Source organism: Evansella vedderi (genome assembly GCF_030813435.1).
In the GTDB taxonomy this organism is placed as follows: domain Bacteria; phylum Bacillota; class Bacilli; order Bacillales; family Salisediminibacteriaceae; genus Evansella; species Evansella vedderi.
This window is the reverse complement of record NZ_JAUSUG010000002.1, coordinates 268,624-292,660: the sequence shown is the minus strand read 5'-3', so window position 1 is coordinate 292,660 and position 24,037 is coordinate 268,624. Positions and strand designations below refer to the sequence as shown.

The window sequence follows — 24,037 nt, the reverse complement described above, 5'->3', positions numbered from 1 at the left end:
GTTGCACCTAGGGACTCATTTTACGTTTACTGCCAATCGATATCCAAACCAAGTAGCTATCGTCCAAGGGAATAGACGCTATACGTATGAACAACTAGACAAAGAAATAAATCGAGTTGCCTATTCACTCCAGAAACTCGGTTTAGGAAAGCAGGATCGAGTAATGGTTCTGTTAAAAAATAGAATAGAAACAGTTATAATTTATTGGGCTGTGCAAAAATTAGGTGCTATCTTTACTCCTATAAATTTACGTTTAGCACCGGATGACATTCAGCATTGTGTTATTGACGTAGAGGCCAAATTTATTGTTTTTGAAACCACTAGTGCTCATTTAATTAAAAATACTAAATTTGAAGAAAGACCAATTCTTATTAGTATTCATGAAGGGCAAGGAGATATTACGTATAGTGAATTAAGAGATCGGGGGTCAGAAACCTTTACGCCAGCTTCAATAAATGAAGATGATATCTCTGTTATTTTGTATACATCTGGTACTTCCGGTAAGCCAAAAGGGGTACCAAGAAGTCACAAAAATGAATACGCTTCCAGTATGGCGCATATCGTTCAATGTCATTATCAGAATCTTGATAAAACATTAGGTGCGGTTCAAATTTATCATACGATGGGGATACGCTCTCTTTTAGCTATGGTTTTATTAAATGGAACCTATGTGATTAGTCCAGATTTTGATCCAGACGAATACTTAGAGATGATCGATGAAGAAAAAATAACTTGTCTATATTTAACCCCAACAATGTATCATGATCTTGTTTATAGTAAAAAAGCTAAAATTTATACGTTTAATGATTTGAACACCCTTGTTTATGCAGGGGCACCTATGTCTTTTGATTTAATAAAAAAATGCTATGAAGTTTTTAAACCTAAGCATTTTATCAATCATTACGGGAGTACGGAAATTTATACGTTTACTACTTGCTCAAACATTATGGAAAAACCAGGCTGTGCAGGCAAACCTGGACTTCACCAAAATATTAGACTAGTGGTACCAGGAAAAAATAGGAAACCTTCTCCGGAATCTCTTGTGCCCCATGGTGAAGTTGGAGAAATTATTGTGGACATGCAATCCTACGAAGCATTCAAAGGGTACTGGAACAGGCCAGATGCTACTAGAAAGGCCATTAGAGAAGGGTGGTACTATACAGGTGATTTAGGCTATATAGACGAAGAAGAAGATTTGTTTGTAGTCGGACGTGTAGACGAGATGATTTTATCCGGCGGTGAAAATATACATCCGCAGGATATTGCTAGTGTCATTATGGAGCATAATCAAGTAGATGAAGTGGTAGTCGTTGGTGAAGAGGATAAAAGATGGGGACAAATGGTTGTAGCTTATGTTGTAGTAAAAGACCCCCAAGTAACAGCGCAAGAATTGGATCAATTCTGTAAGGAACATAAAAAGCTATCCAATTTTATGAGACCAAGAAAATATGTATTCATTCCAAAAATTCCAAAGACATCGGCTGGGAAAATTATGTATAGAAAGTTAAACTCGCATGATAGTGAAGATACATAATACTCTTTTTGAGAGGTAGGGATAGAGAGGTGAATAGATATGGGTGATATATTGATTATTGATGATGATATTGAAAGCTGTCATTCTGTACGTTCGATTATCGAAGGAAGTCAATTTAACCATCTATCAATATATGAGTCTAATACGGCTCATAGAGGACTAATTTTATTGAAGCAAAAGCAACCAGCAGCACTTCTTATAGACCTCTCTCTTCCTGATCATAATGGATTAGATGTAGGCAAACAAGCGCTAGAGTTATATCCACAGATCCCGATTATTGTACTGACACAATTAAAAATGTTTGAATCCATACAAGAGTGTATTAATGCAGGGTTTTCTGGCTATTTACTAAAGCCATTTTCAAAGAGTGAACTCCTAACTATCTTAGACCGTTTATTAAAAAAAGGTGTAAATCCTCCAAATGGAAATGAATTATTAAATAACAAAATTTTAACGGAAAATTTTAAAACAGATTTGGGAAATCCTATTAAAACCGCGATCAAGCTGATTCAATCTAATTATAATGAGACATTAAATCTCCATGAAATAGCCGATTCTGTTTATTTAAGTCCCTCCCATTTTAGTCGGTTATTCAAAGAAGAAACTGGAACCACATTTGTAGAATATTTGACACGATATCGAGTAGAAAAATCAAAGGATATGTTAAAAATGACCTCGTTGCCTATTGAGGTGATTGCAAACAATATTGGATTTACTAGCGCTAGTTATTTTGCAACCACATTTAAACGGATCGAAGGAAAAAAGCCGAGAGAATATCGAAGAATGTTTACGGAATATGGCAAGAAAATGAAAGTATGATAAAAAAGTGAAAGAACAGGTTATTTATAAAAAAATAATTAAAATAATATTAAGAAAATTTTAAAACTTCCCGTTGGGAAGTTTTTTTATAATGGTTACTAACAAATAACATAAAAAGTGTTTTTCCGTTTGGAGAAATGCTGAAAACGTATCCTCGTTTTATCAAAGAAATCCTGAGAGGTGAGAAGTTGGTGATAAATCTTTTCCAAGAATTAGGGGATTGCATGAAAAATAGAAAAAAAGCAGTTATTGCAACAATTATTAATAAAGAAGGTTCCACTTACAGGCAAGTTGGAGCGAAAAGCATCTTTCATGAAAGTGGAAAGGTAATTGGAGTATTAAGTGGTGGTTGCGTAGAAGAGGATCTTTTTGAGTACTGTAAAGATGTAATGGAGACAGGGCAATCTAAAACAATTTATTACAATTTTCAAGAAGAAGATCCACTATTAGATCTTAACGTAGGTTGTCATGGAGCTATGACTATTTTCTTACAGCTATTTGATCCTATTAACAGCTTCCAGGAGTGTCAACAGTTGTTAAATAATCTTTCTAAGCTATTAGTCGGCTGTAAGCCTATTAATTTAGTAACCATTGTAGATTCTGAAGACGAAAAGCAAATTCCTATTGGTACTTGTTTTGAACCGAATGCAGACTACTATTATTTTAATGAGTTTAAAATATTGAAAAGTTTACATGAGCAACCTTTATCTATTATGCATAGTCCTGAATCCAACACCATTTTGGAAACGTTTGCAACGAATGGTTGGATCAACATAAAAGTAAACTGTTATATAGAAAAGTTAGAACCTATTCCTAGATTAATAGTTTTTGGTGCCGGACCTGATGTTATACCTGTTGTAAAGGGAGCAAAATTACTTGACTGGCATGTAACTGTAGTGGACCACCGGCCTGGATATGCAAATAAAGACATATTTCCAGATGCGGATAAAATTTTCTTAATAGAGCCAGGGAAGCCCGTCGAGGACATTCATGTAAGTGAAAATGCTTGTACAGTGATTATGTCCCATCACTTTCAGCAAGATATGTTGTACTTGAAGTATTTACTAAAGCAACATCCATTTTATATAGGACTGTTAGGTGCAAGGCATCGGTCGGAAAGATTAATCCATGAATTGCAATCACAAGAGGGAATATTCATTAATGCAAATTTAGAAGAAAAACTTCATTATCCAGTGGGGATAAATATTGGTGCAGAGAGTCCAGGGGAGATCGCAATGAGTATCCTTTCCGAAATGATGTTAAAAAGGAATCAGAAAAATGGAAAGCCCTTAAAGAACACCGTTGGCCCTATTCATTGTGAGTCAAAAAACACTAATAAAATTTTATTGGGTGTTAATACAGAAGAATGAATATGAAAAAACAACCAGAAGTATGGATCGTTGTTTTAGCGGCAGGATTTTCAAAAAGGATGGGGAAACAAAAGCTCATGCTACCAGTAGGGCGCAAAACCCTTCTAAGACGATCGGTAAAATCTGCTTTGAGAGTAGGAGATGTATCGGGAGTAGTAACTGTTCTAAATGCGGCTTTCCCAATGCTCGTAGAAGAAATAAAGGACTTACCTGTTTCTATAAAACAAAACGAAGAATCTTATCTAGGTATGAGTTCCTCCCTAAGAAAAGGAATTGAAGCCTTACCGTCATCAGCCGATGCAGCAGCGATCTTACTAGCTGATCAACCTGGAGTAGCTTGGGATGTTGTTCATAAAGTGGTGTTAGAGTATTTAAAATCAACACCATTAATTACTCAAGCCTCTTATCAACAAACTCCCGGACACCCAGTAATATTTGATAAGCAATTGTTTCCTCAATTAATAGGAATACGGGGAGACCAAGGAGCAAAAGAAATTATAAAAAGTTATAAAGAGGAACGAAGGTTAGTTCATGTTACATCTCCAATACCTGAAGATATTGATACATTGGAAGATTATGAGCGAATAATTTTGAAAAGGGGTCTATGTGATGCAACATCAACAAATTGGTAAAGCGCTAAAAAGAGTGGAGGATCCCCGATTAACCTCGGGTGAGGGGACTTATATTGATGACTTGAATCCAATTGGAAATATTCATCATGTAGCAATTCTTCGAAGTCACCATGCTCATGCAAACATTAAAGAGATTAGAACCGAAAAAGCAGAAAAAATGAAAGGGGTAAAAGGGGTAGTTGTTGGAAAGGATATAGCGGAACTTACAAAGCCTTTTCCAGTTGGTGTCTCGAACCCGGTGAAATATTACTCTCTTGCTATAAATAAAGTGAGGTTTGTTGGAGAACCAGTAGCAGTGGTAGTAGCTGAAAATCGTTATTTAGCAGAGGATGCCATGGATCAAATTGAAGTTGATTATGAACCTTTGCCAGCTGTTGTAGATATTGAGGAAGCTATGGCTCATGATGCACCCATTTTACATGAAGAAATTGGAACGAACATCGCAAATCAACGCTTTTTTGATTATGGAAAAACAGAAGAGGCTTTTGAGGAAGCGGATGTCGTAATTAGTCATAAATTTAAATTTCCAAAGTATAGTGCAACTCCTGTGGAAACATATGGTGTAATCGCAAATTATCAAGAGAGTGAAGGACAGTATACCGTATGGTCCAATTTTCATGGCCCTTTTACGTTACAGTCAGTTATGGCTGCTGCTTTAAATGTATCAAGCAACCAATTAAGGTTAATCGTTCCAAAGGATGTTGGAGGAAGCTACGGTATTAAGTCTGGAGTTTTTCCTTATATTGTGCTCATGTCTATTGTCTCAAGAAAAATAGGGGTACCTGTAAAGTGGATTGAGGATAGGCAAGAGCATTTATTAGCTAGTTCTAGTGGAACGGACAGGGTCACATGGATTGAAGCGGCTGTGAAGAATGATGGAACGGTCACAGCTTTGAAAATGAAAATGGCGGATAACGTTGGAGGATATATTCGGGCTCCGGAACCAGCTTGTTTATACCGCACTCATTCAAATTCTACAGGAGCCTACCGTATTCCAAATTTACAAATGGAAACCATTGCTGTTATGACAAACAAGTGCCCAACTGGATTAATTCGCGGATATGGTGGACAGCAGCTTTATTTTCCATTAGAGCGAATGATGCAAATGATTGCTCGAAAGTTAAATTTAGATCCTGCAGAAGTACTAAATAAAAACTTAATTCGTAAAGATGAATTCCCATTTGAAACAGCTTCTGGTGGAATTTATGATAGTGGCAATTATGAAAAAGCTCTTAAAACCGCACTGGAGACAGTGAAATACGAAGAGTTTAAGGAGAAGCGGCAAAAGGCTAGGGAAGAAGGGAAGTATCTTGGGATAGGCTTAGCTTGTATCGTAGAACCATCTGGGTCAAATATGGGCTATGTCACCATTGCCTTAACTCCAGAAGAAAGGGCAAAGTCGCTCCCTAAATCAGGGTGTGCGGAAGGGGCAACAGTGTCCATAGATCCTATGGGAGGAATCAAGGTAAGAATTAGCACTGTTCCTACTGGTCAAGGACATGAAACTGTTTCAGCGCAAATCGTAGCAGAAGTATTAGGGGTAAAGCCTGAAACGATAAAGGTAATTGCGGAGATGGATACAGCAACGAGTCCTTGGTCCGTAGCATCAGGAAGTTATTCTAGCCGCTTTGGTCCAATTGGTTCCAGTGCTGTATTTCAAGCGGCACAAAAAGTACGAACGAAGCTTTTACGGATTGCTGAACACCAGTTAAAGGTTCCCATACAAAACTTGAAAATTAGTAACGGAAAAGTAGTTGTACAAGGGCATGAAGAAAAACAACTTTCATTAAAAAGACTAATTGGTACAGCACACTGGAATCCCCAAGACTTACCAGAAGGTATGGAACCTGGGATTCATGAATCTGCTTTTTATACTGTTTCAACTGCGAAATCTCCTAGAGAGGATGATACCGTTAATGGATCCGTGACTCATGGTTTTGTAGCTGACGCCGTTACGGTGGAAGTAGATGCTGAAACTGGAAATGTAAAAATCTTAGACTACGTTACTGTTCATGATGCAGGAAAGCTCCTCAATCCTCTGATCGTGGATGGGCAAATTTTAGGTGGGTTAGCACATGGCCTTGGGGGAGCAATGTATGAAGAATTAGTATACGACAAAAATGGTCAGTTGCTAAGTGGTAGTTTCATGGATTATCTTTGTCCAACTGCTACGGAAATGCCGGAAATTACGATTAAACATCAAGAAACGCTATCACCAGTTACTCCATTAGGTGCAAAGGGTTTAGGGGAAGGAAATACCATGAGTGCTCCAGTTGTTATTGCAAATGCTGTTTCTGACGCCTTACAGCCATTAGGAATCACCATTGACGATTTACCTTTATCACCTAATAAAATTTGGAACAAAATACAAGAAAGCAAAAAGAATATAACAGCACTTAAGGAGGAGTTAACATGAACGGAAATGGAAAAATGGAACTTCCAGGTTTAAAGGAGGATGTATTTAATAGTTTACTAGAGCCGGAACTTCTTCAAAAATGCATGATGGGATGTAAAAAGCTAGAGAAGATTGGAGAAAACAAATACGCTGCAGATCTTTCTGTTGGCATTGCTGCAGTCAAAGGGAAGTATGAAGCTACCATACAGTTGGAAGATGTGGAGTTTCCGAATCATTACAAGATTATCGTCCATGGAGAGGGGAAACCAGGCTTTGTAAATGCGGAAGGTGTCATTGATTTATCTGATCTTGAAAATGAAGAAACTTTATTAGAATACACCTACACTGCTGAAGTTGGAGGGAAAGTAGCTTCTATAGGGCAACGGATGTTAGGTGGAGTTGCGAAGCTAATTATTAGTGACTTTTTTAAGAAGGCAAAGAAAGAGCTTCAACGGCGTGAAAAAACAGATTAATAGAAAGTCAAAATAAATATCGTGAAAGGGGGTAGATTGAATGAAGCCAGCCACTTTTGATTATTATCGTCCTGACTCCGTAGTAGAAGCACTTCAATTGTTAGAAGAGTATGGTGATGAGGGAAAGCTTCTTGCAGGAGGTCAAAGCTTTATCCCGATCCTTAATATGAGAATGTCAGAACCGGAAAGTTTAATAGATATTAACCATTTAAAAGAGCTAGATTATATCAAAGAGGAAGATGGTTACCTAAAAATTGGTGCTGTAACTCGACAGAGTAAATTAGAAAAATCCCCTTTAGTAAAAAAATTAGTTCCAATTTTAGTAGAAGCAACCTCCTTTATCGGACATATTCAAACAAGAAACCGTGGGACGGTAGGGGGAAGTGTTGTTCATGCAGATCCAAGTGCGGAACTCCCGTTAACCTTACTCACATTAGATGCAAAAGTGACAATTAAAAGTATGGATGAAGAACGGGAAGCGAACTTACGTGATTTCTTTATCACCTATTTAACGACTGAAATTATGCCTTCAGAATTGTTAACGGAGATTCAAATCCCATTACAACATATGTCAAATGGGTATGCATTTGAAGAATTTAGTCGTAGACATGGCGATTTTGCACTAGTCGCAGTAGCTTGCTTGCTAGATGTAGATGAAGTAGGAACGGTCACTTCCGGAAGGTTAGCCGTTGGTGGAATAGATGCAGTTCCTGTACTTGCAGAGGATGCAATGGATTTATTAATTGGAAAAAAGCTCTCAGAGTCCTTGCTTCAAACAGTGGGGGAAAAAGTTGTAGAAGATGCGGAGCCAGATGATGATTTACATGCATCGAAGGAATATAGACTGAACCTTGCAAAAGTTTTAATTAAAAGAGCCATACAGAAGGCTTATGGGAGAGCTGTAAAGAGGGGGGATTCCCTATGACAAAAGTGTTGTGGACACAACAAATGATTATTTCTACAAATATCAATGGGAAATTAGTTGAAAAATCAGTGGAACCACGAAAGCTATTAAGTGACTTTATAAGAGAAGACTGTGGTTTAACTGGGACTCATGTAGGTTGTGAACATGGTGTATGTGGCGCTTGTACTGTATTAGTTGATGGTACAGCTGTGAGGAGCTGCCTCATGTTTGCTGTTCAAGCAGATGGGGCGGAAATTAAAACAGTGGAAGGCTTAAAACAAGAAAAAAATGGTCCGCCACTACAAGATGCATTTTCTGAATGCCATGGACTACAATGTGGCTTCTGTACTCCTGGAATTTTAATGTCAAGTCTGGAGTTTTTAGAAACAAACCCTAATCCTTGTACAAAAGATATCACCGAAATGCTTTCAGGGCATCTATGCCGTTGTACTGGGTATAAGGGAATGATTGAAGCAATCCATAAAGTTTCAAATAAAAATTTATAGACTAAGGAGGGTGAATATTGTGGATTTAGGATCACTTTTTGAATTCGCAGTTTCTAGATTTCCAGAAGCAACAGTAATTGTAGAAGAGGATAAGCGATATACCTATCAACAATTTAACAAGCAAATTAATCGGATCGCTTATGGTCTACAATCTCTTGGAATTAAACAGGGAGACCGAGTAGTTCTAGTGACAAAAAATCGTACAGAAATGGTAGCGCTTTACTGGGCTATCCAAAAGATTGGTGCTGTTTTTACCCCGATAAACTTTAGGTTATCAGCAGATGAAGTGAAATATTGTGTAAATAATGCTGAAGCTAAGGCTGTTGTTTATGAACCTGTCAGTGAAGAGACAGTTTATGAAGCAACAAAAGAAGATTCGCCTATATTGATTAGCTTACATCGAGGGGAAAAAGCACATAAGACTTACGAGGATCTGGTAAACCATGACCGTGAGGATTATAGTCGCCCTCAAATAGCAGACGAGGATTATTGTTTAATGTTATATACATCTGGAACTACTGGACGTCCGAAAGGTGTACCACGTTCCCACAAAAATGAGTATGGGGCTGCTGTAGCTCATATTATTCAAAATCATTATGAACCAAAGGAAAGTACCATTGGAATTATGCCTTTATATCATACGATGGGGATGCGTTCCCTTTTATCCATCACGTATTTAAACGGTAAATTAGTGATGATCCCCGACTATGAACCGGAAAAGACATTAAAAGCTTTAGATCAAGAAAAAATATCCTGTGTTTATTTAGTTCCAACCATTATTCATGATTTACTACACCATCCTCGTTTTGAAGAATATGATTTGTCCCATTTACGGAAATTGGGTTATGCGGGAGCAGCGATGACGTCAGCCTTAACGAATGAATGCTTTGAAAAATTGAAGCCTGAAGTTTTTGTCAATCATTATGGGAGTACAGAGGTATATACCTTTTCCATTTGCAATTATCTCCATAAGAAACCAGGCTGTGCAGGGAAGGCAGGCTTTCATCAACACCTTCGTCTAGTAATACCAGATCCAGGTGGAAACTCCACTCCTAACGATCTAGTCCGCTCAGAGGAGCCAGGTGAAGTAATTGTAGATTTAAAATCAATTGAAGCTTTTAATGGTTATTGGAAACGACCAGATGCAACAAAAAAGGCCATTCGGGATGGCTGGTATTTTACAGGGGACATGGGATTTATTGATGAAGAGGGAGACCTTTATATTATCGGAAGGGTAGACGATATGGTTATCTCGGGAGGGGAAAATATACATCCCCTTGAGGTAGAAGACGTTATTTCATTGCACCCTAAAGTTTCGGAAGTTGCAGTTGTTGGATTACCTGATGAGCGTTGGGGAGAGAAGGTTGTAGCGTTTGTAGTTTCAAAGGATTCTTCTTTAACTTCTGAAGAGCTAGAGAATTATTGCAGAGAGAATAAAAGCTTAGCTAACTTTAAACGCCCGAAGGAATATGTATTTGTGGAAGCAATTCCTAAAAGTCCAGTTGGGAAAATATTACGAAGAAAACTAAAAACAGGTGAGTATAAAGAGATAAATAACGATACAGAGGAGAGTGTGTCTTAATGACTAACAATTTATCAATTTCTGAGGCAAAGTGGGATCATATTAAAGTCAATAAAGATATAGAAAGGAAAACAGCTACTATTGTATTAGATCGCCCTGAAAAAATGAATACTTTGAGTTACATCGGCCGTTCACACCTCAATGAAATCTTTGAACAGTTAAATAAGGATGACGATGTAAGAGTCATTATTATTAAGGGGGCAGGAGATAAAGCATTTACCTCGGGAGGAACGATTACAGAGTTTATGGAACGGCATCCAGAAGAGCTGTCTCTCTTGCATAAAAATGTTGCAGCACCAGATCGATCTCCCAAACCTGTCATTGCCCAATTACAAGGATATACCTTTGGTGTTGGATTAGAGATTGCCATGGCATGTGATTTCAGGGTAGCATCAGATAATGTTCAATTAGCACTGCCGGAATTGAATCTAGGTATGATTCCAGGAAGTGGAGGTACACAGCGAATTGCTAGAATTGTAGGAGTTGGAAGAGCGAAGGATATGATTATGAGGGCGCGCCGTGTCAAGGTAGACGAAGCTTACCAATGGGGGCTTCTAACTGAAGTAGTTCCACATGAGGAATTAGAAGATGCTGTTCAAAATCTCGTTGATGAACTTGTAAGATTCTCACCATTAGCTCTAAGAGTATTAAAACGGGTGATAAATTCTTCACAGGAAGGTCCTTTAAGTACAGGGCTAGAGATAGAAGGATACGCCTATGGCATGTTAAGGTCTACGGAGGACTTCCGAGAGGGAGTAGAAGCCTTTGATGAAAAAAGAAAGCCATATTTTACTGGAAAATAAATCTAAACTTACTACTTTTTAATGAAATAAAGAAAGGATTTACTGTGGTTATGCTAGATAGTTAAATGTCAATTATACTTACCTACTTTCGTATTCAAAATAGTAGAAGTATAAATGAATGCAAATTCTATAAGTATCCTAGCATGACCATTTTATCAAAATATTAAATGGAGGGATCGGAAATTTCTATGGGTGAAAAATGGTTTACGGAGACATCAAAAGAAATACCAATAATTGCCGAAATGGATGTAGTAGTTGTAGGTGGTGGACCTTCTGGAGTTGCCAGTGCAGTTACTGCTGCAGAACAAGGAATGAAGACACTTATTATTGAACGTTATGGATTCTTTGGTGGAATGTCAGTAGCCGGTTTATCAGGAACAATTGGTGGTTTGTACAGTTCCTCAACCAAATCTAAACTAGAGCAAATTGTGCATGGGTTTGCTGGTAGTTTTCAAGTCTATTAAAATCAAGAGATGGAATTGCAGAACCCTTTAGATTTGGACATACAGCCTTTTGTGTACATGACCCATTAGTTTGGAAGGAAACATCGGATCATTTAATTAGGGACTCTGGCGTTAATGTTTTATTCCACACATCCTTTGTAGATGTTATTATGGAAGACAATAAGATTGTTGGAGTCATTATTGAAAACAAAGATGGCCGTAGTGTGATTAAAGGAAAAGTTTTTATTGATGCAACAGGTGACGGTGATGTGGCAGCAAAAGCCGGTGCTCCATATGTTTTCGGTAAGGACGGATCTGTTCAATCACCAACGATGGTATGCCGAATGAATAATGTAAATTGGGATAAAGCATTACAAATAAGTTCGCAAGAGGTAGGGGAAAAAATAGATGAAGCAGTAAAGTCAGGAAGTTATGATTTGCCACGACGTCATATATTCCTTTTCCCTTCTCCTCATAAAAACGAGGCATTGATTAATGCAACTCGTATTGCAGGCCCGGATAATGCTGGTTTATATGGTACATCTACTAATGATCTAACATGGAGTGAATTTGAAGGACGTAAACAAATAAGAGAATATGAGCGTTTTCTGAAGCGTTTTATACCAGGATTTGAAAGCGCTTATATTATTGATAGCGCAACGCAAATTGGAATTCGTCAAACACGAACAGTCGTTGGGGAGTATACGTTAATGAACGATGATGTGATAAAGAAACGTAAATTTAAAAATGCTATTGTTCGTAGTGCTTGGCCTATTGAAGCACATGGTACAGATGGTGTTAAGATTGTACATTTAGACGATGACTATTACGAAGTCCCATTTGAAGTCATGTTACCAGAAAAGGTAGATCAATTACTCACTGTCGGAAGGTGTATATCTGCAGAACATGAAGCATTGGCTTCTGTTCGAGTTACGGCACAGTGTTTTGAAGAAGGATTTGCAGCGGGATATGCTGCAACCCTATCAGTTAAAGAAAATATTACACCGAAACAGGTTGATATTCATAACGTTCGTGATTTTATGATCTCTAATGGATCGGAATTATAAAATTGTAAGAGTCTGAGAAATAAATTCAGAAAATTCATAATTATGAGTTGTGGTTATTGTGCCTAAAAAACTATTGAGTAAGGAAGGATAATTATGAGTAATGAAAATTCTATTATGACAGGTATAAGAGAATTGCCACAACATTTGAATCTAAAGACTATCAGCTCTGGCTTATTAGCTGGTATATTTGGAATTACAGGACCTGCCGTTATCATTATTGGTGGTGCTTCAGAAGCAGGTTTAACACAAGCTCAAACGATATCATGGATTTTTTCCGTCTACTTTTTTGGAGCACTGATCGGGTTATTTCTATCGTTAAAATACAGACAACCGATTATCGGTGCTTGGTCTATACCAGGAGCTGTTTTAGTTGCAGCAGCCCTTCAGAACTATAGTTTAGCTGAGGCAGTTGGAGCTTACTTTATCGCCGGTGTCATCGTTTTCGTGTTAGGGATATCAGGTGTAATAGGGAAAATCATGTATTGGTTACCGGCACCAATTATTATGGCAATGATTGCAGGTGCAATGATACGATTTGGAACTGGAATGATAACGTCCTTACAATCCGCCACATTGGTGGCAGGGTCTGCCATATTGGCCTATTTAGTTTCGTCCAGGTTGACTAAGAAATTTCCTCCAATATTATCGGCGTTATTAGTTTCAGTAACGATAGCAGCATTTATGGGATTATTCCAAATGGGAGACATGGCTCCTACATTTGTCGGTCCACAGTTTTTTACACCAGCATTTAGTGTGGGGGCTATCCTTTCCATCGCTATACCACTTGCCATTTTAGTAATAGGTGCAGAAAATGCACAAGCATCAGGTGTATTAATGTCACAGGGGTATAAACCTCCTATCAACTCTATGACTATTTGGAGTGGTGTCGGCGGTATGGCAACTGCTTTCTTTGGAGGCCACAACGCAAATATTGCTGGTCCGATGACTGCCATTTGTGCATCAGAGGAATCTGGAAAAAAACTCTCAGGAAGGTATGCATCTGTTATTGTAAACTTTATCGTCTTTGGTGGATTTGGTTTATTGGCAGGTATTGCGGTACCATTTGTAATTGCTATGCCGGGAGCACTTGTAGGAACGGTTGCTGGTTTGGCAATGATCGGAGTACTGTTAAGCTCACTACAAGCTGCATTTAGTAAAAGTAGATTCCAAATTGGAGCCTTCTTTTCTTTAATTATTGCTATGTCAGGTATTAGCTTTTTCGGAATAAGTTCTCCATTCTGGGCTATTATTGGAGGGGTAATTGTTTCCCTTATCATAGAAGGAAAGGATTTTGAACAATCTAGAACAGGCGGAGAGACAACAACAAAAGCAACTGCTTAAGCGGTGCACATTCACCCGTGAAGTTTGTCGAGGGTACACCTTAAATGAAATTTAGTAACGATCTGCTTCTTATTTGAAGCAGATCGTTTTTTCATTAAATATGCTGTCACCACTCGATAATTAAAGGGAAATACGAGGTAATGCAGAATTTATTCTCATGCAAGTAATTTCTCATTTTTAATTACGCCATATCCCCTAAGGAAGAAATTAAAATTTCGCTAAAGGAAGAAGGGGTAGATCAACCAGTTAAATATGCTCGAAAAATAAGTGAGCATGATGAGGGTATCGAAGGAAACCATAGTTACGCAACAGAAAGCAATTATTCAAGCTTTTGAAACTTTAGGTGGGGTACGGAATATTCAGGAGATACAAACCTGATCAATACCGAATATTACTTAGACCGAGGGATTCGAAACAAGAATAGAAAGTTATTAAGCTAACAAAACCACCCAACTAACCTTCAATACCAGCCCTTTATGGATATACCAACCAATACTAACGAAGAGGTGCAAACCCAATGAACCTATCCAACCAGCTATCCAACCTAAACAACGCCTTACAACTCAGAGGATTTCTCGTCAACAATCAACAAAACGAACACATATACATTAGCCAAGGAAACCATGCCCAAGACATCCGAAACCTTATCCAACTATTTGAACAACACAACATCCCAGCCACCATCCATAATGGAAACATTTATTTACAAGAAGAACAATTACAAACCAACCATATAGATTTCAACAAAATCATCTGGCATCCAGCCCAAAACCATGAAGCAGGTGGCAACGGACAACCCCGGGGATTTCGATACTTCACCAAAAGCATCCACGGTCCAAAAATCCGGACCCTCACCCTAGAAACGGGAATAGCCCGAATGGTCAAAGCCATCAGTGCAGCGGGCATCACCACCATCAACAGCTGCGACGGACACGGCAAACGAGCACCCATCGTCAACTTCTTCGGAACCTATAACGCCAGCTGGTTTTATGTCCAATTTCAAAAGATGCTCCAAGAGACCAAAACCAATCTAAATTACCAATGGATATTCACGGAAGAAGAAAAAGCTTTAACAGACCCTGGGTTAAAGGGAGTAAATCCCACTCGCAGCAAATATAACCTAGACCTGGTGCTTGAGGACTCTTTGCAAATTGCCGATTACTTTTTTAATAACGCTCAAGCAATATCCGAAACAAAGCGGACGATCTTCCGTAAAAACCGCAACACCCTCCGCAAACAAGTAAAGGACATGACCTTCGACCAACTATGTGTATGGATGGAAACAAGGGAGCAGGAATATACATCATTAATATCAAACTAACAAATTAAATAAACCACGAGGAGAGAGAAACATGGAGTATTTCATCATAAAGGATGGCAAGGTAGTGGAATTGACAAAGGAAGAATTCGAAAAGCTGGAGGGAACCCCAGTAGAAAAGGTGATTAAAAACATGACACCGGAGGAATTAGCTGAATTCCAGAAAACAAGGCAAGAAAACTTCATTAAACCGTTGATGGAAATATTAATCAATTCAAAGATAAGAAAGAGGAATAGGAGAATCCTATTGGAAAGGAGGTATAAACATGGGAGTACCATTAACAAATTTTACTGTCCTAAAATATATCGCAGATGGTATAGAAAGCAAAGATGCCCCTCGTGATAATTTATATATGCAACTGGCACTAGATGCCCTTAAGGAATATAGTATCTTTGCCTTTGTCTTGCACGATCCGAATGCCCATCCAGAATTCCATGAGTTTTTCCAAAGGCAATTTGAAGACTTACATTACAGTTCTGGGGAACACCTTGTGTTTTTTGGTCTAGCGGATGCCCCGGAAATGAAGACATTGGTTGGCAGAAAGGACGCCTATAGGGATATTCGCGATATGATATCCGGGTTTGAGGAAGAGGAACAGCGGAATGTAGACCTTAGTTATTCTGCCTTTGCATTAGCCAATAGTTTAGATATTAAACCAGAAAAGCTGCCAGCGATTATCGTTACAAATGACTTCCGGTTAGATTCCTTCCGCTACTATAAAACCTGTCCGAAGGAAATGGAGAAGCAAATGGGCAGAATAGCAAGTATCTCTCGGAAAATATACTTAGTCAGGCAATTGGGGACAACTTCTATTGAAGAAGAACAGAAACTGCTTAATCGGTATTTAGATGAGGCAGAGCTGGACCTCTGTAACGGAATGGGAGATGCCTTTTTGACAGAGAGTCTAGCAAGGGCTTTATCGGATGTCATGAGCTTTATTGTTCAAATGGATGATACAGGGGATTCACCTACCCGTGAGGCAAAACGAATAGCAGAAAGAGAAAAGCGAATAAGCATAAATAGAGTAATCAGTAGTTTAAATGATTTAAAAAGAGCTATCGGTGAAGTGGATGAGGACAATTTAGAAGGTCACCAACTTTATCCACTAATTGAGAAGTTGAATATTAAATTGGCTAACTTCATAACAATGCTAGAAAAAGGAAATGTGTCAGTAATGAAGGACCCCCTTCCAATTAAAGAAGCCTGGTTAGACAATCATTCCGTTCAGCTGTTGCAGACAGCAATAGAAGTAGAAGCCTTTCTAAAAACCAAAAAATTAAAACTGGACTATTCCTCCAGTGCCATCTGTTTGGCGAAAATGTTTGAGCAGGAAATTAATAACTCAATAGTACATTGGTTTAGAAAAAAACATTCCATTCAATTGCCGGAATACTATAATGAGGTCCAACCTAGAGTGAAAGCATTTGCCAAACCTAACTTTCCAGAAGGGCACCGCTTTTACCCAGGTACCCCCATTAATTTAAATAGTGAAAGAAACAGAGATTGGGCACCACCGGAATTAGGTAAATCAAAAAATCTAGCTCACTATAACCTGTCAGAACAAGACTGGCATCAATTCGGAATTACTAATTATAAAGAATTCCTTGATAATTGGGATAACATTCATAAGATTCGAAATAAAGCTGCTCATACAGAGGAAGTAACCTTAAAGGATCTTTCGAAAATGAAGTCCTCCCTTACCAAAATGGCAACAACCCATACGATTGAGAGATTAGCACATTTGAAAAATACTTTTAAAAGAGATGTAATGATAACTTAAATCCATTCTATTACAGTTCAATTTAGCGCACGAAGAACGATTGACCTTAAGTAAAAAAGATACGAAATGAAATAAGTAGCCTTTATACCTTGGCAAAGAGGTGGAGGCTACTTATTTCTAGTTTTTTTGAAGACTTAGATGAACAATGTAACCTAGCAAGAGTGTGTTGGATTGCATTGAATACCGACATGTCCCCCCTAAAAGTGGCTAACCTCCCGTCCCCTTTATATAGTTTTCACTTATATTATTCAGTTCCTCCCCCCAGTACCTTATTTAATAGAAACTGAGCATTTTCCTTATCTGTAATAGGCTGGGTCTTACTTTTTCTCATTTTTCAATAAATATATAAAAAATAAGACAAGATTAACTGTTAAACTAGGACTAGACGTAAAACTCCCAAATAAATAAATGGAGGTACAAGGATGCTGCATAAAGGCGAAGGAAGAAAAGCACTATCCAAACAGGACATGGACTATCAAATTACCCAAATACTAGACTTGGTAAGGAGAACGGAAGTAATTCATTTAAATACGATGGGCATTGATGGACAGAAAATCTCTGCTTCAACGTTGAGAAATGTCTATACTCCAAACGAACGGCAAGCCATGTTAGAGCAACTACTGTCGCTAAATTCCGGTAGTCCTTCGTCCATCACGAAACGATTGAATCGAACTAGTTACCCTATAAAAGCAACGAAATCTTTTACGGAACATACTGTCTCTGAGGAAGATAGAGAATTAATCGATAACATCCTTTCCTTAGCGAAAGAATTTGACATTAAAGTGATAGCTGGGTTTGAGGATGTTCCATTAAATAAACCGAAGAAGCTAAGTGTGTTAATGACTTCAGAGTTAGAGGTACTGTTAGAATTAATAAGAGAAGAAATACAAGACAAAGGAAGTCAGCAAATGGTTAGCAAGATTTTGCATTTAGCAGATGAAATTAGTGTGGAAGTGATTCCAGGTTTTGAAGATATTGATCTATTGTCCATTTCGGAAAAGGAATTACGCAGGTACTCCAGAACGGAACATGACTTAATGTTACGCTATCTATGGCAGCAAAAAGAGGATAACGAAGTAGTGGATCAGATCCTTGAATTAGTAGAGAAGCTAGACATCGATTACCTTCCAACGTTTAATTTGAACTTTATGAAAATCACGATTAATGAATTACGAAACAAAATAACAAAAGCCGAACGCTTAGCAATTTTACAAGAATTAAAGAGTCTTAGTAACCAGCAAAAAATAGATGGAAAAAACTACCCAGATTCCTTGAACTATAATACTTCAAGGCAAACAACGGAGGCACACTTTGGGAACAGTGAATTACAGCGGAAAATCATTCTGAAGGTTAATGAGTTGGGAATAAGCTCCCTTCCTGATTTCCCTGCACTTGATTTTCTTACTTTAACAATGAAGGATTTAGAGGATTATACGGAACCGGAGTTAAAAATGCTTCTTGCTGAACTCCATTCATATGAAATGTCCAGTATGGAAATCGATCGGATTATCTTTTTAGCCAAGGAGATGAATCTTCAGGAGCTCCCTGACTTTGATATTGATTTCCAAACAATAACCGATCACGAGCTACGATATGTGAACTCGAAGGAAGATAGGGAATTAATCATCACTACATTGGAGCGGTTATTTGACCAAACGGTAAGCAACCCAACAGACTTGGATTTGATTAACCCACTTGAAGTCATTGAAAAATACCGAAGCGGGGCGATTATCGAAGAAGAGGATGAGAAAGGGCAAGAGAACAGTAATAATGAATGGCGTAAAAATATCCCAGGGGTGATGAAACTAAATATTCGCAGTTGGAATACAGATTCCCTTGACGAATTTTATAGGAAAGCAAAGGATCTGATGAATAGCTACCAAGGTGGGAAAGAGCTAGAAACCATCAGGGCCTTTGTATGTGATCTGTCTGAAATTGTTTTTGAACAGAAGCAAGAGGAAGAAGACGAAGAAGATTGGAGAGAAGGAGAAGGGGATGATGACGGAGTTTCTGCGGCGATATTAAGTCTAGTAGAAATGATTATTCTACCCCATCATGAAGTATTAGAGCGTATTGAAGAACGGGGTGGCCAGATCTTGTTCAGTGATATATGGAGTCAACCGTTTAACGATACACTGAAAAATGCAGTGAAGGACCGGGACGGCTGGGCATGTGTCATTTGCGGTGCGGATAAAGGGCTGCATGTTCATCATAAAATTCCAAGGAAATTTGGAGGAGTCAATCATAAGGATAACCTTGTGACCTTATGCCATTCCTGCCATCCTGCCATTGAGACAGCAGATATTAAACATGCATATACAAAATGCTTAGCAAACTACTGGAAGAATCGAAATAAGCGAATGATTATGCCAGTGGCTGAAAACAAAACACAACTGAAGCAGGAGGTAGAAGCTAGCTTAGACTCGCTGGTGGTCGCCCTTTCCAATCGTAAAGAGGATAAGCTTGTGGAAGAAGTACTTGGAGTAATGAAGCGACTGGAAGTAATTTTTTATGATTAATGGTAAAACAGAAGAGAGTTCTTGCCCCTGGATCATCATCAGGAGACGGAGGATAGGGGAACCAAAAAATTAATTCGTCACCATAAAAAAATATCGAGCGAAACAAAAATAAACATGTAACTCTGGACATGTTTTTTTGTAGATACGGTACAACGAATAAGCAGAAGGTTATAATTAACCATAATATCCTTTACTAAATAAAAGATTTATGAAGGATTTTCTACCTTAAAAATGGAAATTTTAAAATGGAAACAAAAGATTAGTATACATGTACTTCATAGAATAGGAGAATGCAAAATGTCTGTTACAGAAGAGATTTCATTTAATGGTCCTAAATGGACTTCTACACAATATAACAACGTAAAAGGAGAGGACCACCTAGGGATTAAATTTGTTTCTATTCTTATTGCTGATACGTTGCAATCAGGTGTTACATCCATTACACCTAGGGCGAGGTATTGGTCATTTTTCATTTGGGTGTTACATGATTTTATTCAAAATCACTCGGATAAATCCCTAGAACAATTTAAGAAATATTTGAAGCGGCAGGAATGGTTTTATGTTCTTGCCAATATAGCGGATGCGGAAGAAAGAGGGAAATCTACTAATCAAGTGATGGGTGTAACGGTTGCCTTAAAGGTATGGAATGAATGCCAAGATATCGTTCCACTTAGAACAGATTATTTAAAGAATACGTTTGGAGGCTATAGCGTTTATCGGAACGTAATGAAAACCATTGGTCTGATTAAGGAAAGTGATCAGCAAAACGTACAACTAGATTTGATACGAAAAACAGGTAAAGAATTAGCAGAAGCTTTCGAAGAAACGATTCAACATACGGTGTACTATCAAAAGTATCGTTTATCAGAAGAGGAAGTTCCAAAAGAGGTACTTAGGGAGTATGGAAAAATAGCTGGGTTATCAAGACTGAATTCTCCCCAAGCGAAGGACCAACTTATTCTACGGAACTTATTCATTCCAACAGATCCAAAGCATATATCAGAGCAGCTTCGTCAAGAATCTTTACATTATTATTTACATATTTTGAAGCAAGCAAAATCCACCTCTTTATCTAGAAAAAATTGGCGTTATTATATGTATGAAGTTTTTTCTAGTAAAGGAGAATTTCAACAAGCCATTCCAGATAAATTCTCGAGAGTTGCTAAGGGATGGGAGATCTACCAAGCAAGACAGTATTTCACTTATAGTTTAGAGTCAATTTGGTCATTCGTCTTAGATTTGTTAGCTCGTCGTCCCTCTTCTAGAGAACAACTACTTTCAAGGATACATGATGAACTAATGGAAGTAGAGATACCTTTTGACTTATCGGTAAAAGAAGTCATGGAACAATATATTCCGCTTAAATTTGAAGATAGAGAACGGTATATCGATGAAATGAACTCAGAAACCATGGAGATTAACAAAAGGGTTTGGTACCCCATACTCGTATTGTTAGACGTGTATAAGCGATTAACTAATAGAGAGGATTTTAATGATCTTCATAAAGGATTCTTAACTTTAGGTAAGAGAGAAAACATCTCTTTCGAAACATGGTTCTATGAAGCGGAACGTTTTAATGATCTATCTGTTGGCGAGTTAATAGAAAAAGTAATTGTTTACTATATTTTAAACCAACACCAAAATGTCGCATTAAGGAAATTGATAACAACTAGGAATGAGACTTACCATTTCGTAGAGGATGAAGGGAAGCTTCGGTTTATTCACAGTGACAGTCCGGCCTTTAATGTGTTTCGAGTAAATCAAGGCTTGTCTATTTTGGGTGACTTAGGGTTTATTTCGGACCAAGAGTAATCCAATGATGAATCTGGGGGAAGGAAATCATGAGAGATATAGATATATTAAATGAGTTGAGAGAACCGGGATATGAAGTGGCTTTGCTTAGTACGTATTCCATTGATCTAAGTTTTTTTGAAAAAACAGTATTAGGTACCCTCCTAGACAATAGCTGTCATCATATTGGTATATTTACGGATCATGGAATGCTGATGGAGAATTATCAGGATGGATATAAGCTCAGTGATCTTGGAAGAAGTTATTTGGTACAGCATGTTCCCACTACTGGTGCTTTCCATCCGAAGATTTATTTACTATTAGGTGACAAAAAAGCCAAGGTCATCGTTACAAGTAGTAATTTAACGGCTGCAGGCATGTTGAAAAACGCAGAGGTTGGAAATGTCTTCAAAATAGATGAGGGGAATATGGCTTCTTTGTCTATCATTAGAGCTACTTATGATTTTTTTCGAACCATTTATTCTCGTAATCAATTAAGGTATATGTTGCATGTGTTATCGGAGGCAGAAAAGTTTTCCTATTTGTCAAAGGGAGACTTTGAAGATCGAAATCAGGAATTTCCAATGTTCCTATCCAATGTACGACAACCAATTATGGACCAATTAGAAGCTCTTTTGCCTGACGATATAAAGAGAATACGTGTTATAGCTCCCTATTTTGATCAACAATTAATGGTTATGGATAGATGGTTAAGGAACTATCCAGATGTGAAAGTTGAATTTTTACTTCAAAATGAAACATCCAATTTTCCATTGGAGAAAGATCAAAGTAGCGCTATAGAATTAAAGGAGTTTCATTTCCACGCTAAACAGCAGCCCCGTTATCACGGAAAGGTGTTTCACTTCGAAGGGGAACAAAAAGGTTATGTCGTATATGGAAGTGCTAATTGTAGTAAACAGGCAATGCTGTCCAGTGCAGAAAATGGTAATATGGAAGCGATTATGTTCGAAGAGAATTCTAGTAATGAGTTTCAGAGCTTCTTAGACGAAAAGGTTCAGGTCGGTCCGCTCTCACCAGACTTTAAACGGGAAGAGGTGGAGGAAGAGCCAGTAAGCAATAAGTGTCCCGTAATTTTCCGAGAAGCTGTATACGAAGAAAAGCTTGAAGTAGTATTAGAAAGCTCAGAGGAGATTAATGCTGTCTTTATAAATAAGCAAGAAGGTCAATTTGTAAAGCAGATGGGCGAACTGTATTTTTTTACATGGAACTCCAAGCCGATAAATACCAATATAATCTTCGGAATCACAGTAATGACAGAGATAGGAGAATTTGAGGTACAGGGATGGTATCAAGATTGGGATAAATTATATTTGACCTTTACTCAACAAATAGGAAAGCCATATCGTAAAGTACAGGATGATCCGGAACTCCGAGATTATCAAAACGTGGTTGACTTGTTAAATGATCTCTACCAACGTCTTGTGTTAGATGAAGAAGATATGATGAAACAGAGAGAAGAAAATACGAGTACCTCCACGATACATGATAATGCAGAGTTACAGGACGAAGATATAGAAGTCAGTAATAATGAAGATGACTATTATGATTTATCAGAAGAGGGGCATACCGAGAAATACGGTGTCATTAAGGGGAAAGATGTATTATCCGACTTAATTAGTGCCCTATTAAGTCAGTATCAACTAGCTAGTGGAGCTTCTAATGAGAGAATTACACCGAAATATACTCCGAAAAACAATGGAAATACAGGTGAACCGACTATTCAATTAATGAACCATGTGATGAAGAGGATGGATCGTTTCAGGAAAAAGTTTTTAAAAGGACTTACCTCACCGGCTTATATGGAAAAGGTCGAAGCGGAAGTTTTAATTAAAAATGCCACCATCTATGCTCACTTCCTGATGAATTTTAGTTCGCGTGAAATAAGTAAGATAATACAAGTTTACGAGGAAACAGCCGACTTTAAGAAACAACTTGTACTCAACAAGAAGTTATTGAAGAAGAAACAAGAAACGATAAATGATTTATTACAAATAGCAAATGCAATTACTCGTTATGGAAAAAAGAGCACCCTTTCTGAGAAACTCTTAGAATCGAATAATATCGTTCCTCTATTACTAGCTTCCTTATTGTTACAGGAAAAGGTGATAGAAGAAGGGGACGATATGATGGATAGACGACACAGTCGTAAGAAAATTAGTATAGCCCTCAAAGAGATTCATGAACATGTAGCACCTATCAGGTATGAATACGATCGTTATTTGGAGCAAATCGTTTTGTATATGGCAAAGCTAGATTATGAAACAAAAGAAAAAGAATTACGTAACAGGCTGGAGCAATTATTTGATTTCCATTCTTTAACGCATTTTAAAGAGCTAATAAGGGAGAATCCCAATATTAATTTTCACGGTAACCTAACGAATAGTGAAGCGAACTTACACATCGAAACAGAACTTAATTTAAGTGGGCCTTTCAATATGTTACAGCTTACATTATTAACATCCATGCTTAATGTGATGGAATGGAGCGATAAGACCCAATTCACAATTACCTTCCATAATAATAAGCAGGATGGTTCGCTAAACAGGTTGGTATTAGTTTACTCAAAAGATAAAAAAAGTCTAGAAACAAAGTATGAATACCATAATGGAAATAAGATGGAATATCAGAAAGATTACGTAACTGTTCCTAAACTCATTACTGCAGCTGAACGGGGGAATAGTGAGTTTATGGCTAAAGATTTCAAATTAAAGTATTGATAAGCTAGCGGCATACATTAT

At 37.8% G+C, this 24,037-nt stretch carries 18 protein-coding genes; all 18 read left to right on the top strand.

Annotation, left to right across the window (positions count from 1 at the left end; genetic code table 11):
- Window position 1: 1 nt before the first annotated feature.
- The 18 genes from J2S74_RS03660 to J2S74_RS03575 all read left to right on the top strand — a co-directional run bounded on the left by J2S74_RS03660 (window position 2) and on the right by J2S74_RS03575 (window position 24,016).
- A complete protein-coding gene (locus J2S74_RS03660; protein WP_307321964.1) occupies window positions 2–1,534 on the top strand; it encodes a class I adenylate-forming enzyme family protein in 1,533 nt (510 codons plus the stop codon).
- A 39-nt stretch (window positions 1,535–1,573) separates the two neighbouring features.
- Complete coding sequence (locus tag J2S74_RS03655; RefSeq protein ID WP_307321961.1) at window positions 1,574–2,353, top strand: helix-turn-helix domain-containing protein; 780 nt, start codon at window positions 1,574–1,576, stop codon at window positions 2,351–2,353.
- Between the two features lie 224 nt (window positions 2,354–2,577).
- Window positions 2,578–3,723: an XdhC family protein gene (locus J2S74_RS03650; RefSeq protein WP_307321959.1), complete on the top strand. Its 1,146-nt coding sequence runs from the start codon at window positions 2,578–2,580 to the stop codon at window positions 3,721–3,723.
- A 2-nt stretch (window positions 3,724–3,725) separates the two neighbouring features.
- Window positions 3,726–4,355, top strand: a complete 630-nt coding sequence (locus J2S74_RS03645; protein WP_307321956.1) for a nucleotidyltransferase family protein — start codon at window positions 3,726–3,728, stop codon at window positions 4,353–4,355.
- Window positions 4,333–6,771, top strand: a complete 2,439-nt coding sequence (locus J2S74_RS03640) for a xanthine dehydrogenase family protein molybdopterin-binding subunit (protein WP_307321954.1) — start codon at window positions 4,333–4,335, stop codon at window positions 6,769–6,771. Before J2S74_RS03645 ends, J2S74_RS03640 begins: the two co-directional genes overlap by 23 nt.
- Entirely contained in the window at window positions 6,768–7,223 is a 456-nt protein-coding gene (locus J2S74_RS03635) for an SRPBCC family protein (RefSeq protein WP_307321951.1), read from the top strand. The genes J2S74_RS03640 and J2S74_RS03635 overlap by 4 nt, the downstream gene beginning before the upstream one ends.
- Window positions 7,224–7,263: 40 nt before the next feature.
- Window positions 7,264–8,148, top strand: a complete 885-nt coding sequence (locus J2S74_RS03630; RefSeq protein WP_307321949.1) for an FAD binding domain-containing protein — start codon at window positions 7,264–7,266, stop codon at window positions 8,146–8,148.
- A complete protein-coding gene (locus J2S74_RS03625; protein WP_307321947.1) occupies window positions 8,145–8,633 on the top strand; it encodes a (2Fe-2S)-binding protein in 489 nt (162 codons plus the stop codon). Before J2S74_RS03630 ends, J2S74_RS03625 begins: the two co-directional genes overlap by 4 nt.
- A gap of 19 nt (window positions 8,634–8,652) precedes the next feature.
- The gene (locus J2S74_RS03620; protein ID WP_307321945.1) at window positions 8,653–10,215 is read left to right on the top strand and encodes a class I adenylate-forming enzyme family protein; all 1,563 of its coding nucleotides are present in this window, start codon (window positions 8,653–8,655) and stop codon (window positions 10,213–10,215) included.
- Window positions 10,215–11,018 (top strand): enoyl-CoA hydratase/isomerase family protein, encoded by an 804-nt coding sequence (locus J2S74_RS03615; protein WP_307321943.1) that lies wholly within the window; start codon window positions 10,215–10,217, stop codon window positions 11,016–11,018. The genes J2S74_RS03620 and J2S74_RS03615 overlap by 1 nt, the downstream gene beginning before the upstream one ends.
- 188 nt (window positions 11,019–11,206) lie before the next feature.
- Entirely contained in the window at window positions 11,207–11,482 is a 276-nt protein-coding gene (locus J2S74_RS03610) for an FAD-dependent oxidoreductase (RefSeq protein WP_307321940.1), read from the top strand.
- 14 nt (window positions 11,483–11,496) lie between these two features.
- Window positions 11,497–12,528, top strand: coding sequence for an FAD-dependent oxidoreductase (locus J2S74_RS03605; RefSeq protein WP_307322303.1), 1,032 nt, complete (start codon window positions 11,497–11,499; stop codon window positions 12,526–12,528).
- A 93-nt stretch (window positions 12,529–12,621) separates the two neighbouring features.
- Window positions 12,622–13,869 carry a benzoate/H(+) symporter BenE family transporter gene (locus J2S74_RS03600; RefSeq protein ID WP_307321937.1) on the top strand — a complete coding sequence of 416 codons (1,248 nt, stop codon included), beginning with the start codon at window positions 12,622–12,624 and terminating at the stop codon, window positions 13,867–13,869.
- A gap of 517 nt (window positions 13,870–14,386) precedes the next feature.
- Window positions 14,387–15,190, top strand: coding sequence for a hypothetical protein (locus J2S74_RS03595; RefSeq protein WP_307321934.1), 804 nt, complete (start codon window positions 14,387–14,389; stop codon window positions 15,188–15,190).
- A gap of 263 nt (window positions 15,191–15,453) precedes the next feature.
- On the top strand, window positions 15,454–16,968 hold the full coding sequence (locus tag J2S74_RS03590; protein WP_307321931.1) for a hypothetical protein: 1,515 nt from the start codon (window positions 15,454–15,456) through the stop codon (window positions 16,966–16,968).
- Between the two features lie 422 nt (window positions 16,969–17,390).
- The gene (locus J2S74_RS03585; protein ID WP_307321928.1) at window positions 17,391–19,487 is read left to right on the top strand and encodes an HNH endonuclease; all 2,097 of its coding nucleotides are present in this window, start codon (window positions 17,391–17,393) and stop codon (window positions 19,485–19,487) included.
- 297 nt (window positions 19,488–19,784) lie between these two features.
- A complete protein-coding gene (locus J2S74_RS03580; RefSeq protein WP_307321924.1) occupies window positions 19,785–21,299 on the top strand; it encodes a hypothetical protein in 1,515 nt (504 codons plus the stop codon).
- A 29-nt stretch (window positions 21,300–21,328) separates the two neighbouring features.
- On the top strand, window positions 21,329–24,016 hold the full coding sequence (locus J2S74_RS03575) for a phospholipase D-like domain-containing protein (protein WP_307321921.1): 2,688 nt from the start codon (window positions 21,329–21,331) through the stop codon (window positions 24,014–24,016).
- Window positions 24,017–24,037 lie beyond the last annotated feature (21 nt).